The organism is Streptococcus sp. V869, from assembly GCF_054353515.1.
The window spans coordinates 18,598-33,100 of record NZ_JBTHHW010000001.1 but is presented as its reverse complement, the minus strand read 5'-3'; the positions used below and the strand labels follow the sequence as shown (position 1 = coordinate 33,100).

Sequence of the window (14,503 nt, the reverse complement as noted above, 5' to 3'; positions counted from 1 at the left end):
CTTCCTCACTTTACAACTTTCTCGATAAAATTCTGAATAGAAGATAGGCCATCTGGCGTTCCAATACTTTCTGGATGATACTGCAAGCCATAAATCGGTAAGGTTTTGTGTTGAATCCCCATAATAGCTTGGTCATCTGTCGAACGAGCTGTCACTTCAAACTCTTCTGGCATCTCTTCAATTAAAATACTGTGGTAACGCATGACTGGACGATTGTCCTCGATTCCTTGATAGAGAATGGATGGAGTCTCAAATCGAATCTGGCTTTGTTTACCGTGCATGACTTTTGGAGCCAAGCCCAACTTGCCACCAAAGACTTCTGCGATGGCCTGGTGCCCCAAACAAATCCCTAGAATCGGTTTCTTACCTGCAAAATCACGAATCATTTCTTCCATTTTCCCAGCATCAGCTGGCCAACCTGGACCAGGAGAAAAGACCAGTCCATCTGCCTTTATAGCTTCTTCATAAAGGGTTGGATCATCATTTCTCAAAACCTGAACTTCTGCGAAATTCCCAATGTATTGAGCCAAGTTATAGGTAAATGAATCATAATTATCAATCAATAAAATCATGGTCTTAGTTCTCCCATTCTAGTCATAGATTTAGCTTTATTAATGGTTTCTTGGTATTCGTTTTGAGCGATAGAATCATAAACAATTCCTGCACCAGCCTGTACGTAGGCTGTTTTATTTTTAAGAATCATGGTTCGAATAGCAATGGCAAAGTCCATATCACCAGTTGCTGAAAGGTAGCCGATAGCTCCGGCATAAACGCCTCGCTTCTCTGTTTCCAACTCATATATGCGTTTCATAGCACGAATCTTAGGGGCCCCAGAAACTGTTCCTGCCGGAAGAGTCGCTTTCAAGGCATCCATGGCAGTTAGTTCTGGCAACAAACGTCCTTTTACTACGCTAGTCAAATGCATGACATAGCGGAAAAGTTCCACTTCCATATACTTGGTTACTTGGACACTTGCTGTTTCAGCAATTCTACCGATATCATTGCGTCCTAGGTCCACTAGCATTCGGTGTTCTGCCGTTTCCTTTTCATCAGAAAGTAGATCACTTGCAAGTGCTGCATCTTCCTCATCATTGGTACCTCTAGGTCGCGTCCCTGCAATTGGATTGGTTGTCACGATACCATTCTTGACGGAAACCAAGCTCTCAGGACTGGCACCGATGATTTGATAATCTCCAAAGTCGTAAAAGTAGAGGTAATTAGATGGATTAGTCACGCGGAGATTTCTGTAAAAGTCAAAAGGATTTCCAGTTACCTCTGCGGAGAAACGCTGACTGAGCACGCATTGGAACATATCTCCATTGCGAATCAAGTCGCGAGCTGTTTCTACCATTTCTTCAAATTTCTGATGTGCAATATGTGGACTAAACTGAAGTGGAGAAAGGTCCAAATCTTCAAATTCATTTGGAGCAGGGATTTTCAACTCTTCTAAAACCTGTTGTAAAGCCACTTCTAGTTCTTCATTACTACGTTCACTATAGAGAGCATCCTCTATGATATGAATTTTTTCTTTCTTATGGTCAAAAACTATATAACTCTCATATACGAAGAAATGCATATCTGGCGTCCCAATCGTATCCACAGGGAGCTGGCCAATCTCTTCATAGAGAGAAATCATATCGTAATCAACAAAGCCAATCGCTCCACCACCAAAAGGTAGGTCTGAATGGTGCTGGCTCTTATGAGTCACCTCATAGAGGAAATCCAAGGGATCACGATCAATGACTTGCCCATTTTGATAAAGAACTCCATTCTCAAACTTAATCTCAAAAACTGGATTATAGGCCAAGATAGAAAATCGAGCATTTTCCTTTTCTCTTGGGATACTTTCAAGTATGACCTTGTGTTGTCCCTTTAAACGCATATACGCCAAGATTGGTGATAAAACATCTCCATGAATGATTCGTTCCATTGTAATTTCCTTTTCAGTTCTTCTTAAATCCCGTGTTGATTCTACAAAAAATCCCCACGCAAAATAACTTGCGTGAGGACGAAATTCGCGGTGCCACCTCAATTATAGGATTTCTCCTATCTCTCATTCCTGTCTCAGAACCTTCTTGTAACAGGCTGTGCGATAAAGGGCACTCCCTTGAGAATCATGTTTTCTTCTCTCATTTTCAGATGGACCCAATCTTACAGCTTTCTCTACTTGTTTTCAGCAACCACAAGCTCTCTGTGAGAGAAATCTCTGTATCTTTTCCATCTTTTATTTTTTAGCTTCAAGGTAGTCTGCAATGGCAGCTACGTCCTTGTCTCCACGACCAGAGACATTGATGATGATAATCTCATCTTTACTTAGTTTCGGTGCACGTTTGACTGCTTCAGCAATAGCATGTGAGCTTTCAATTGCAGGGATGATTCCTTCTGTTTTGCTTAATAAAAGCAAGGCTTGGACAGCTTCTTCGTCTGTCGCTGCTACATATTCTACTCGACCAGAGTCTTTAAAGAAGGCATGTTCTGGACCAACCCCTGGATAGTCCAAACCTGCTGAAATAGAGTAGACTGGAGCAAGTTCCCCATCTTCCTTAAAGACTGCATAGGTCTTCATACCATCAACAATTCCGACGCTACCCTTAGTCATAGTTGCTGCGTGTTTGTCGGTATCTAAACCGTGACCAGCAGCTTCTACCCCAACCAATTTGACTTCTTCATCATCTACATACTGTGAAAAGGCACCGATGGCATTAGAACCACCACCTACACAGGCAATGACGTAGTCTGGTAGACGTCCTTCTTTTTCCAAGATTTGACGACGTGATTCTTCACTGATGACTTTTTGGAATTCATGAACAATCGTTGGATAAGGATGAGGTCCCACAGCAGAACCTAAAACGTAGAAGGCTTCAAGGTCATTCATCCATGCTCCAAAGGCTGCGTCAACCGCATCTTTGAGGGTACGAGTACCAGTTTCAACTGCGTGAACAGTTGCTCCCATCATCTCCATGCGGAAGACATTGAGACGTTGACGCTCCACATCTTCTGCCCCCATGTAGACATCACATGCCATACCAAACTTAGCTGCAGCTGCAGCTGTCGCAACACCGTGCTGGCCAGCTCCTGTCTCAGCAATGACACGCTTTTTACCCATGCGTTTTGCTAGAAGGATTTGTCCTAAAACGTTGTTGAGCTTGTGAGAACCAAGATGGTTCAGGTCTTCACGTTTGAGATAAATCTTAGCTCCACCTAAATGATCTGTCAAGCTCTCTGCATAGTAAAGCGGTGTTTCACGACCCGAATAGTCCTTCAAGTAATGACGAAACTCAGCTAAAAACTCTGGATCATCCTTGTATTTTTCAAAAGTCACTTCCAATTCATCTAGTAAAACCTGAATTGGTTCTGGTACAAAACTACCACCAAATTGTCCAAAATATCCTTTAGTTGTCATAAATTTTTCCTCCTTCTGTATGAATCCGGCTTTTTGTTTGCTTTTGGTAGTGAAATGGTCTGGGGGACCATTTCAGCCTTTACTAAAAGAACAAGTGAAACTTGAATATTACTCTCAGTTAACTCCCTAATAAAGGACAAACAAAATAACGGATAGAAAAAGCCCACACACGGAATATATTTCCATGTGAGGGCGTTCGTAACGCGGTACCACCTCAATTGTAAAGAGAATATCCCCTTTACATCTCTGCCTTGTCTAACAACAAGTTGCACTGTAAGGTGTGCCTACCGAATTTTCATTGTTTCAAATTCATTTTTTCAAATCAGCCCAATTTCACTATTTTCAACCACCTGTTCGCAGCAACCACAGGCTCCCTGAAGATCTAAAATAATTACTTTTCTGATTTGTTGAGTTAATTATATGTTATTGCTTTTTCTTTGTCAACCGTTTTCATTCATTTTTTACTAATTTTTTTAATTATTTTTGTGAAGCACCTAGAACTTCTTCGGAAACTCTGACAAAAGTCTCAATGATATAGTCTACTTCTTCATCCGTTAATTTCGTGTGAAGTGGCAGTGTAATTTCGTTTACAAAGAAGGCATAAGCTCGCGGATAATCTGCCATGTCAAAGCCAAGATTCTTATAGGCTGTCAAAAGTGGAAGCGGTTTGTAGTGAACGTTACTTGCGATTCCTGCCTTGGCCAATTCTTGAATAATTTGGTTACGTTGTTCGAGACTTGCTCCTTCTACATGGGTGATGTAGAGGTGACGACAAGATTCAACAGTAACTGTCTCATGAGCCAATGGGTGAATCCGAGTTCCCGCAAATCCATGGTCATAGCGATTCACGATATCCTTACGACGTTGAAGCAAGCCAGGATAACGATCCAATTGTACCAAACCAATTGAAGCCATGATATCCGTCATGTTGCACTTGTAGGCAGGAGTTACGATATCGTATTCCCATGAACCCAGTTGCATCTTGGCAAGCGCATCTTTGGTTTGACCATGAAGGGAAAGGATTTGGAATTCCTTGTACATTTCTTCATCGTCAATCGCTGGATTGGCTTTCCAAGTGGCACTTCCTCCCTCAGCAGTTGTAAAGTTCTTGACAGCGTGGAAAGAGAATGATGTAAAGTCAGCGATTGAACCAGCTGGTTGTCCCTTGTAGGTTGAACCCAAAGCATGGGCGCTATCTGAGACAACAACGATACGGTTAAAGACTTTTTGCCACTTGCTAGTAGCTGTAAATAGGTCACGTTTCTTTTCTACAACTTGGAACAAACGGTCATAGTCACAGATAATCCCTGCAAGTTCAACTGGGATGATAACCTTTGTCTTCTCAGTAATTGCTTGCTCAAGCTTGTCATAGTCCATTTCAAAGGTATCACCTTGGATATCAACCATCACTGGTGTAGCACCTACGTGAGTGATAACGCTACATGATGCTGTATAAGTCATAGCTGGAACGATAACTTCATCACCAGGCCCCACTTCAAGCACGCGCAAGATCAATTCAAGAGCTGCTGTTGCAGAGTTGAGGCAGACTGTCTTAGGCGTTTGAGTATAGACGGACAGACGACGCTCTAGTTCTTTTGTCTTTGGACCTGTTGTGATCCAACCAGAACGAAGGGTATCGGCTACTTCAACAATTTCAGCTTCGGTAATATCAGGTGGTGAAAATGGAATATTATACTTTGTCATTGTTTTACTCCTTTTACTGTATTCACTCTTGTGACTACTTTATTTTAAAACTTCAACTACAGTCTGGAACATGATCTTAATATCCCCGAAGAAATTAAAATCACGTAGGTAGGCTAGATTATAGTGCATCTTTTCTGGAAGGACTCTTTCGACATAGGCCTGGTCGACCGTCATACCTTTTGCAGTCATTTGACTGATAATGGCATCCTCGTCCTTATAGTTAATGCTGGCAAGGGATGTAATCCCTGCTGGCAAGAGCAAGGTAGCCATCATTTCAGGGCTGTACTGCTCAGTATAGCGTGGTACTTCTGGACGAGTTCCCACAAAGGACATTTCGCCTTTGAGGACATTGACCAATTGCGGCAATTCATCCAAACGAACACGCCGAATGAAATTTCCAACTTTTGTGATACGACTGTCATTTGCAGAAGTTACTAGACTTCCTTTTTTATCAGCATCCGTCACCATGGTCCGGAATTTCCAAATCTTGAAATGACGGTTGTACTGGGTTACCCGGACTTGCTTGTAAATGACTGGACCCTTACTATCTAGCTTGATCCAAATGCTTAGAATCAGAAACACGGGTGAGGTCAAGATTAACAAGATCAAGGCTAGAACCAAATCTAGACAACGCTTGAGAATCAGAGAGCCTTTTCTTTTAGAAACAAGCTGGTAGTATGGTTTTACCTCATCTAATTGCATTTCTTGAGGTAGTTCATCCCATTTCAGCATGCACATTCTCCTCTGTTTTTTAATATGTAATCTTTAAACATTCTACATTATACCACAAAATGAAAGAGGCTGTGCAAGAAATCTGTATTTTAAAGGAATTCTTCCCTAGGAAAGAGCTCCTGCTTGTAAACTATACATCTTGTGATAGGTTCCTCCTAAGGCCAAAAGTTCCTCGTGGGTTCCACTCTCGATAATTCGTCCCTTATCAAGGACATAGATACAGTTAGCATCCTGAATGGTAGAAAGACGATGGGCAATGGCAATGGTCGTCCGGCCCTGTCTCATCTTGGCTAGGGAATTTTGGACCAAGGCTTCTGTTTCAGAGTCAATATTGGCTGTCGCTTCATCCAAAATCAGTATTTTCGGTTGACTGGCAACGGTTCTAGCAAAGGCAAGAAGCTGACGTTGACCAGTTGAAAAACTCGAACCACGCTCAGACACAGGGGCATCATAGCCTAATGGAAGATCCCGAATGAAAGAATCTGCATCGACAAACTCTGCTGCAGACTTAACCTCTTCATCGCTGATATCTTGGTACATAGCAATATTAGACTTGATAGTCCCGTGATAGAGGAAGGGGTCCTGTAAGACCAAGCCCATGTTTTTTCTTAGTTCTTGCTGACTATAGTTACGAATATCTACATTATCTATCAAAACCCGTCCTGACTGAAATTCATAAAAGCGCATCAGAACATTAATAATAGAGGACTTACCTGAACCTGTATGTCCGACAAAGGCGATAGCTTCTCCCTTGTTGACTGAAAAGGAAATATCGTCCAAAATTTGATTTACCCCATCATAGGAAAAACACACGTGCTCAAAACGAATATTCCCTTCTCTGATTGCTAACTCACTGTCAGCTTGGACAGGTTCATAATTGCTTTGATCAATCAGTGCAAAAACTCGCCCTGCTGATACCATCGAAGTCTGAAGAATTGAGAAGTTTTGCGTGACCTCTATCAAAGGATCAAAGAGACGATTGATATACTGGATAAAGGCATACATGGTACCTGCTGTCATCCCGATATAGAGGCCTCTATAGCCGAAATAGGCCATGAGAACTGCATAACCTAATAGCTTCAGTAAGCTCATGGCCGGCCGTAAGAAGAGGGAATCCAAGGCTACCGAACGGTTAGCGTAGACTAGGTGTTCCTGGTTTATCTCATCAAACTCTTCTTGCAGGCGCTTTTCTTGATTAAAGGCTTGAATAATACGAATCCCTTCGATGTTTTCTGCAAGTTTACTGTTGATATCTGACAAGAGACTTCTGGTTTTTTCGATAACCTTGACCGATTTTTTACGGTAGAGATTGACCAAAAGGAAAATCAAGGGTAAAAAGAGTAGAACCAAAGCTGTCAGACGATAGTCCAGAACAAGCATGGTATAAAGAGTCGTCACAAAGATAAAGACTGCTGAGATAAAGCTGGATAAGATTCCCGAAAACATATCACTAATAGTCTCAGTATCATTGGTCAATCGCGAGACGATAGAACCTGCAGGTGTTTTATCAAAATAAGACATACCTAGCTTTTCCATATTGGCAAAGGCATCACGTCGAATATCTCTAACAATGCTATAGGACACACGCGCAAAGAGAAGGTTTCCCACATATTGGACAATAGTTTGAAGAATGTAGAGTCCATAGTAGGCCAGCAAAACTGTAACAGCAAGCTGGTTGAGATTATGTAGATACTGGTCGATAAAGTGCGAAGCTACCAAGGGGATGATACTCTTGATAACAGTCGTCGTAAGGAGAAAAGCGAGTGCTAAAAAGGTGAGGAGACCGTAAGGCTTGAGATAGGACAACAAGCGTTTCAATACAGCCCATTGTTCTTGTTTATTGCGCATCTTCTTCTCCTTTCATTTCTAACTGTTGTGACTGATAGGTTTGTGCATACCAACCATCCAAGGCTAGTAAGTCTTCGTGTGTCCCTCGCTCAATGATACGACCATCCTGCATGACCAAAATCAAATCTGCATGGACAACTGCACTGAGTCGATGGGCAGTGATGATGGTCGTTTTATCTTTGCGAGTTTCCTTGAGATTATCGATAATCGCGAACTCTGTCTTGGCATCCACAGCTGACAAGGAATCATCTAAAATCAAGATATCAGGATTTAAAATCATAGCCCGACTCATGGCCAGACGTTGCTTTTGTCCACCAGATAGACTGACACCTTTTTCGCCGATAACCGTATCAAATCCCTGGGGCATAGCTTGAATGTCTTGATAGACTTGAGCCAGCTTAGTTGCTTTCTCTACTTCTGAGAAAGGCAGGTCAGGATTTCCAAAACGAATATTGTCTAGGATAGAGCTGGCAAAGAGAAATTGATCCTGTGGGACGTATCCCATCAAACTACGCAAGTCAGCTAGTCGATAGTCACGAATGTCATGGCCATTTAGATAAATGGCTCCTTGGTCAACATCATACTCACGTAGGAGCAACTTAATCAGAGCTGTTTTTCCTGAACCAGTTTGCCCAACCAAGCCTAGAGTTTGCCCTTTTTCGAGACTAAAATGAATATCTTTCAGCGTCTCCTCATCTTCAAAGGCAAAACGATCAATGGCATAGTCCAAACGCTCATTTTCAATCCCGTCAAGTGGAGATTCTGGGTCTTTGACAGGTGACTCTTGGGACAATAGACTCTCAATCCGTTGATAAGAGACTTTACCTCTCTGAGTGATATTAAAGAGGAACCCAATCGCCATCAAAGGCCAGACCAGCATATCCAAGTAAGAGATAAAAGTGACCAGATTCCCGACAGTTACTTGTCCTGCTTGCACCATAAAGGCACCGACCAAGAGAGTTAAGGCATAAGAAGAACCAACAAAAAGCAGAACCATAGGGTCAAAGAGACTATCGTATTTCATGGTTTGCAGATTCTTTTGGAAGGTCAAATCATTAACTTCCTGAAAAGATGCCAACTCATCGGATTGATAACCAAAGGACTTGGTTACCTTGATACCTGATACAGATTCTTGAACCTTATTATTGAGTTCAGAAAAGGCTGCTTGTGATTCTCCGAAAGCCTTATGGGTCTTTCTCCCCAGACGACTAGTCGCATAGGCCATAAATGGCAAGGGTAGAATGGCAACCAAGGTCATCTGCCAAGAAATACTAAAGAGCATGGTTAGTAAAGTCACCAAGGCTGTGATAGAAGCATCTACCGCAGACATAACACCACCACCGGCTAGACGAGTCAGAGCATTGATATCATTGGTTGCATGAGCCATCAAATCCCCTGTTCGATAATTCTGATAAAAAGAAGGCGACATTTTTGTAAAGTGTTCAAATAGTCTTGAACGCATGATTTGTCCCAGTCGGTAGGAAGTTCCTAGGATATACATGCGCCAAACATAACGCAGATAGTACATCCCGAAAGCAGCAAGCAGGAGATAAAAGAGATGAAGCAGGAGCTCATCCTGTGTTAATCGTCCCGAAGTGATGGCATCAATCACGCGCCCCATAACCATCGGTGGGATGAGGTTGAGCACAGAAACCAAGACCAAAGCTACGATTCCAACTAGGTAACGGCGTTTTTCTAACTTGAAAAACCACCAAAGTTTTTGGATGATGGACATAGTATTCCTTTCTAATAACAAATGGAAACCTGAGGCATGAACCCCAGGTTTTTCTTATTCATAGGTGACGACACTCACTTGAACTTTGTCATACTCAGTGATAAAGATATTCAAAGGAGTAACATTTCATTTATTTTCAATCTTTTACATAAATCATTCTTTATTATATAGGAATGACCTTGATTTTTCAAACTATACGCTGGGGAATTACTTCTTTTTCTGGTATAATATTGTCTATAATCTGAATGAAAAGGTACACACTATGAAACTAATCTCATGGAACATTGATTCCCTCAATGCAGCGTTGACGAGCGACTCTGCGCGTGCGAAATTGTCACAAGACGTTCTCCAAACTTTGGTAGCCGAAGACGCTGATATCATCGCTATCCAAGAAACCAAGCTTTCAGCTAAAGGTCCTACAAAAAAACACCTTGAGGTGTTGGAAGAACTCTTCCCAGGCTACGAAAACACCTGGCGTTCCTCTCAAGAGCCTGCGCGTAAAGGCTATGCTGGAACTATGTTCCTCTATAAAAAAGAACTCACTCCAACTATCAGCTTCCCAGAGATTGGCGCCCCTTCTACTATGGACTTGGAAGGCCGCATCATTACTTTGGAATTTGATAAATTTTTCGTGACTCAGGTCTACACTCCAAATGCTGGGGATGGTCTCAAACGTTTGGAAGAACGTCAAGTCTGGGACGTTAAATATGCGGAATACTTGGCTGAGTTAGACAAGAAAAAATCAGTTCTTGCTACAGGTGACTACAACGTTGCCCACAAGGAAATTGACCTTGCCAACCCAGCAAGCAACCGTCGTTCACCAGGTTTCACAGACGAAGAACGTGAAGGATTTACAAACCTTTTAGCTAAAGGATTTACTGACACCTTCCGCCATGTCCATGGCGATGTTCCAGAACGCTACACTTGGTGGGCACAACGCAGCAAGACTTCAAAAATCAACAACACAGGCTGGAGAATCGACTACTGGCTCACAAGTAACCGTGTAGCAGACAAGGTTACCAAGTCAGACATGATTGACTCAGGCCCACGCCAAGACCATACACCGATTGTATTGGAGATTGAATTGTAAGGAGTTTCTTTATGGACTACAATGCAGTTATTCCCGAGTTTATAGTCTCAAATATAGAACAGTCTCGTTCCTTCTACTGCGATTTACTGGGTTTTACGATCGAATACGAGCGACCAGAAGAAAAATTTCTCTTCCTGTCTCTTGAAGATTGCCAGCTAATGTTAGAGGAGGGAACAAAGGATGAATTAGTTGAACTGACCTACCCCTTTGGTCGTGGAGTCAACATTTCCTTTGGCATAAAGGATGTCCCTCGACTCTATCAGAAAGTAATCGAGTCTAACTATCCTATTCATCGTCCTTTGACCAAAAGAGAATTTCGTGTCGGTGAACAGTATATCTATCCACATGAATTTGCAGTTTTAGACCCAGATGGCTATTTTTTAAGATTTAGTGAATAAGATAATAGAACACTACAGTGGAAAAAGAAACAAAAAAAGAAAGAGACTAATCACATCGATTAGTCTCTTTTAGTCTTTTAGGGATTATTTCCCCGGAGTATTCGGATCTAAGCCCCAAGATTGTTCGAGCATAGGTCTGAAGGTTTTGATATCTTCCTCTGTACCTTCAAGTACGATGACGTATACTTTTTCGCCTTTTTGGAAAATCCAATCAAAAAGATACCCTCCATCTTTTTTGTGTGATTTAAGCACGTAGGCTTTCTCTCTGCCTACCATTGACCATTCACCGTCTATATTTGCCACACCTTCCTCTTCTTTGAGGATATTATAATAATGAGTAGCAATGAATTTTACTCCAAAAGCGTCCTGGTTCGTTAGATGTACGTCACTTTTAGCGAAAGATTGTAGTATGACTTGGGGAATTTCATCTTTTGAATCGTACTCAATTAGCTTTATATTTTTAGTGCGTCGTTTCCAATCTTTTGGAACGTTAACATACCCAACATCATCACGTCCGATACGTTGAGTATCTGCATATGAGACTGCTTTTGCTTCAGAAAAAGAGCTAGCAGTTGTTGTAGGAGCAGTTGTCGTTACTTCTGGTGTTGGTTCTGCTGTAGTTTCGTTTGTTTTCTTGTCTCCATTTCCGCATGCTGCTAGTATAAATGCAGATAGGAGCGTCATAAAGCCTAATAAAATTTTGCTTTTCATAATGCTGAATTTCCTTAAAGTACTTGGATTACAAATATTTTATCATTTTTTAAAGTTTATTTAAATAGGCAACATTTTTTCGCTGAAGAGCACAGGGTATAACAAAAGAAAATTTCGTATTAGCGACCATTATATCTATCCCCATGAATTTGCAGTTTTAGATCCAGATGGCTATTTTTTAAGATTTAGTGAATAAGATAATTGAGCACTAGACGGAAAAAGTAAATATAAAAAAGAGGCATAAGCCTCTTTTTTATATTTCTAAATTCTAATTCTTTTTTCTTCTGAGCGCTCACCTGTTATAAACATGGTAAAGGTTGCTTTGCAGACATTTTTCCCATCTTGGTTGATAAGGTCTACGTCGACGACACAGGTGGTACGTCCTTTATGGACACACTCTCCCTTGATGGTCAATTCATCTCCGAGATATCCTGCTTTTAAGTAATTGATGGAAGACTGTAAGGTTACAACATCTAAATCAAGAGAAATAACGACTAAGCCACTGATTTGGTCACACAGAGTATAAAGATAACCTCCGTGGGCATTGCCATAATAGTTAAGAGAAGAGTTCACGACCTTGGTAGTTACGGTGACACGACCATCTCTCATCTCCTTGATTTCATAATTTTCAAATGCTGATATGGCATCAAAGTGAAAATCCTTCATACATTCCTCCTAGTCTTTCAAACGCTATCATACTACTTTTTATACTAGTATGCAAGAGGAAGGTCCTGACACTATGGCATAAGTCCAACATGATTTACAAAGCGCATAAAGGCTGCCTGTCCTTCTTCTTTTTGCTTGTAAACCCCTGCATCTTCCAATACCCGAGCGAAGATTTTACCAACAGATTCTTGGACGATTTCAAGAGCGTGGTCTTTATCAGTCAATCTAGGATGGGATTCTTTCAACTCATCTGCCCATTCTTGGTGATAATCTGCTACTAAAACATCCTCTCCAACCAGGTAAGCTGCTACTTGCTCCACTTCTTCCTTCAAGCGTGGTGGCAAAATGGCTAAGCCCATAACCTCAATCAAGCCGATATTTTCCTTCTTGATATGTTGGACATCCTTGTGGGGATGATAGATGCCGTCTGGATGCTCTGGAGAGGTTTGATTGTCCCGCAAGACCAAATCCAACTCAAACTGCCCATCTCGTTTACGCGCAATCGGTGTGATGGTGTGATGCGGTGTTCCATTACTTTCCGCCAAGACCTGAACACTTGGATCTGAGTATTGACGCCAAGAAAGTAAGATTTTCTCAGCAAGATTGGTCAATTCCTCTTTAGAATCTGAAGTTAGTCGAATCACAGACATAGGCCACTGAACAATCCCTGCTTTGACAGATTCAAAACCTTCAAAGGTAAAACTTTTCTGTAAAGGAGCCACTTCCATTGGGAATACATGGCGCCCACCTTGGTAATGATCGTGTGTCAGGATAGATCCACCCACGATTGGTAGATCAGCATTAGAACCAGCAAAGTAACCTGGAAACTGCTCTACGATTGCTAACAAACGCTCAAAACTTTGGCGACTGATGGCCATGGGACGATGTTGGCTATCTAGGAAAATACAGTGCTCATTAAAGTACGCATAAGGCGAATACTGGAAGCCCCACTCCTGCCCAGAAATGCCAAAACGGATAATACGATGGTTGCTTCTAGCTGGATGGTTGACACGACCATGGTAGCCTTCATTTTCCATACAGAGTTGACATTGAGGGTAGTTGCTAGACTTGACTAACTTAGCTGCCGCTATCTCTTTTGGATCCTTTTCAGGCTTAGAGAGATTGATGGTAATCTCCAGTTCACCGTAATCAGACGGAACACGATAGGCAATATTCTTTGCGATGGCCTTTAGTTTGATGTAGTCATTTTGCTGACTGAGTTGGTAGAAGTCCGCAATCGCCTGCTCTGGTGACTGGGCATAAGTAGCCCAAAAGTCACGATTGACCTGACTTGGACAAGGGGTTACCAAGTTCATGAGGTCAGCACCGAGAATCTCACGCGCAGCCAGACTATCTTCAATCGTCCCTAATCGAACTGCTTCCTCGACAAGCTGATCTTTAAGATCAATCAAGCCATCTTGGTCAGTCTCAACTTCGAGAACTCCATCTCCCACCAATGCTAAAACACGATTGGTCAGATAGATACGATCCAACTCTTCAAAGGTGCTTTCTGCAATGACTTTGGTAACAAATTTTTCTACTAAGGTCACTAGAAAACCTCCTTCTTACTTTCTAAATAATCTCTAACAGCATCCAAATCCTGAAAAACTTGTTCTGTTTTATTTAAGAAAGACTGTGCTGGTATTTTTAAATCTGGAATACAAATAACTGGAATCCCAGCTCTAGATGCCGCTTCAATCCCTGCTTCGCTATCCTCTAGTACCAAGCAATTCTCTGGTAAAACGTTCAAATCACTACAGGCCTTTAAAAATATATCAGGGTATGGTTTGCTTCGCTTTACATCTTTTGCAAAAACTAGATGGTCAAATAGGGACAGTATACCATTGCTATCCAAGATCATTCTAGCTCGAGATTCAACACTTGATGTTGCTAAAGCGATTGGAATGCCTTCTCTTTGCAAATAGGTAAGCAAATTTTTAGCACCTTTTTTTAAATTTACACCTTTGGCTAAGATTTGAGCTTCCAGTTCATAAACTTTATCCAAGGTTTGGTCAAAATTCCAAGGTAAATCATAGGTGTCCAAAAATCGTTGAACATTCTCCTCTTCCCTATGTCCACTGTATTCTCTAGAATAAGTTTCTTCTGTGAAAGGAATTCCAAAATCTCTAAGCAATTCTTGATAAACTTTTAGAGAAATGATTTCAGTATCGGCTAATAAGCCATCTAAATCAAATATTACAGCTTCCATATCCTTC

General features: G+C 41.5%; 13 protein-coding genes, 1 pseudogene and 2 other annotated features. Of the genes and pseudogenes, 3 read left to right on the top strand and 11 right to left on the bottom strand.

Translation table 11 applies throughout. From position 1 onward, the window contains the following. Positions 1 to 5 precede the first annotated feature (5 nt). The 7 genes from ACXYSN_RS00245 to ACXYSN_RS00215 form a co-directional block, all read right to left on the bottom strand. Positions 6 to 572, bottom strand: a complete 567-nt coding sequence (locus ACXYSN_RS00245; RefSeq protein WP_458635744.1) for an aminodeoxychorismate/anthranilate synthase component II — start codon at positions 570 to 572, stop codon at positions 6 to 8. Continuing rightward, a complete protein-coding gene (gene trpE, locus ACXYSN_RS00240) occupies positions 569 to 1,930 on the bottom strand; it encodes an anthranilate synthase component I (RefSeq protein ID WP_458635743.1) in 1,362 nt (453 codons plus the stop codon). Before trpE ends, ACXYSN_RS00245 begins: the two co-directional genes overlap by 4 nt. Before the next feature lie 71 nt (positions 1,931 to 2,001). Next, positions 2,002 to 2,228: a binding site (T-box leader), on the bottom strand. Continuing rightward, positions 2,225 to 3,403, bottom strand: a complete 1,179-nt coding sequence (gene trpB, locus ACXYSN_RS00235) for a tryptophan synthase subunit beta (RefSeq protein ID WP_458635742.1) — start codon at positions 3,401 to 3,403, stop codon at positions 2,225 to 2,227. Its footprint overlaps the feature before it by 4 nt. 185 nt (positions 3,404 to 3,588) lie before the next feature. Continuing rightward, positions 3,589 to 3,820 (bottom strand) — a binding site (T-box leader). A 60-nt stretch (positions 3,821 to 3,880) separates the two neighbouring features. Then, the gene (locus ACXYSN_RS00230; RefSeq protein WP_458635741.1) at positions 3,881 to 5,107 is read right to left on the bottom strand and encodes a DegT/DnrJ/EryC1/StrS family aminotransferase; all 1,227 of its coding nucleotides are present in this window, start codon (positions 5,105 to 5,107) and stop codon (positions 3,881 to 3,883) included. A 39-nt stretch (positions 5,108 to 5,146) separates the two neighbouring features. Next, a complete protein-coding gene (locus ACXYSN_RS00225; protein ID WP_458635740.1) occupies positions 5,147 to 5,839 on the bottom strand; it encodes a sugar transferase in 693 nt (230 codons plus the stop codon). Positions 5,840 to 5,944: 105 nt separating this feature from the next. Next, entirely contained in the window at positions 5,945 to 7,687 is a 1,743-nt protein-coding gene (locus tag ACXYSN_RS00220) for an ABC transporter ATP-binding protein (protein ID WP_458635739.1), read from the bottom strand. Further along, a complete protein-coding gene (locus ACXYSN_RS00215; protein ID WP_458635738.1) occupies positions 7,677 to 9,422 on the bottom strand; it encodes an ABC transporter ATP-binding protein in 1,746 nt (581 codons plus the stop codon). The genes ACXYSN_RS00220 and ACXYSN_RS00215 overlap by 11 nt, the downstream gene beginning before the upstream one ends. Positions 9,423 to 9,684: 262 nt before the next feature. On the opposite strand from ACXYSN_RS00215, the gene ACXYSN_RS00210 reads away from it, so the two are divergent. Both ACXYSN_RS00210 and ACXYSN_RS00205 read left to right on the top strand, forming a co-directional pair. Continuing rightward, positions 9,685 to 10,512, top strand: coding sequence for an exodeoxyribonuclease III (locus ACXYSN_RS00210; RefSeq protein ID WP_458635737.1), 828 nt, complete (start codon positions 9,685 to 9,687; stop codon positions 10,510 to 10,512). A gap of 11 nt (positions 10,513 to 10,523) precedes the next feature. Continuing rightward, positions 10,524 to 10,910, top strand: a complete 387-nt coding sequence (locus tag ACXYSN_RS00205) for a bleomycin resistance protein (RefSeq protein WP_458635736.1) — start codon at positions 10,524 to 10,526, stop codon at positions 10,908 to 10,910. An 84-nt stretch (positions 10,911 to 10,994) separates the two neighbouring features. Here the strand turns inward: ACXYSN_RS00205 and ACXYSN_RS00200 are convergent, their stop codons facing one another. Then, a complete protein-coding gene (locus ACXYSN_RS00200) occupies positions 10,995 to 11,621 on the bottom strand; it encodes a hypothetical protein (protein ID WP_458635735.1) in 627 nt (208 codons plus the stop codon). A 103-nt stretch (positions 11,622 to 11,724) separates the two neighbouring features. Between ACXYSN_RS00200 and ACXYSN_RS00195 the strand changes: the two are divergent. Further along, positions 11,725 to 11,817 (top strand): annotated as a pseudogene (locus tag ACXYSN_RS00195) (bleomycin resistance protein); the annotation flags it as partial. Between the two features lie 65 nt (positions 11,818 to 11,882). Here ACXYSN_RS00195 and ACXYSN_RS00190 read toward each other — a convergent pair. The 3 genes from ACXYSN_RS00190 to ACXYSN_RS00180 all read right to left on the bottom strand — a co-directional run bounded on the left by ACXYSN_RS00190 (position 11,883) and on the right by ACXYSN_RS00180 (position 14,496). After that, entirely contained in the window at positions 11,883 to 12,287 is a 405-nt protein-coding gene (locus tag ACXYSN_RS00190; RefSeq protein ID WP_006149914.1) for a PaaI family thioesterase, read from the bottom strand. A 71-nt stretch (positions 12,288 to 12,358) separates the two neighbouring features. After that, entirely contained in the window at positions 12,359 to 13,837 is a 1,479-nt protein-coding gene (locus ACXYSN_RS00185) for a UDP-glucose--hexose-1-phosphate uridylyltransferase (protein WP_458635734.1), read from the bottom strand. Further along, positions 13,837 to 14,496: an HAD family hydrolase gene (locus ACXYSN_RS00180; protein WP_458635733.1), complete on the bottom strand. Its 660-nt coding sequence runs from the start codon at positions 14,494 to 14,496 to the stop codon at positions 13,837 to 13,839. The genes ACXYSN_RS00185 and ACXYSN_RS00180 overlap by 1 nt, the downstream gene beginning before the upstream one ends. Positions 14,497 to 14,503: the final 7 nt, after the last annotated feature.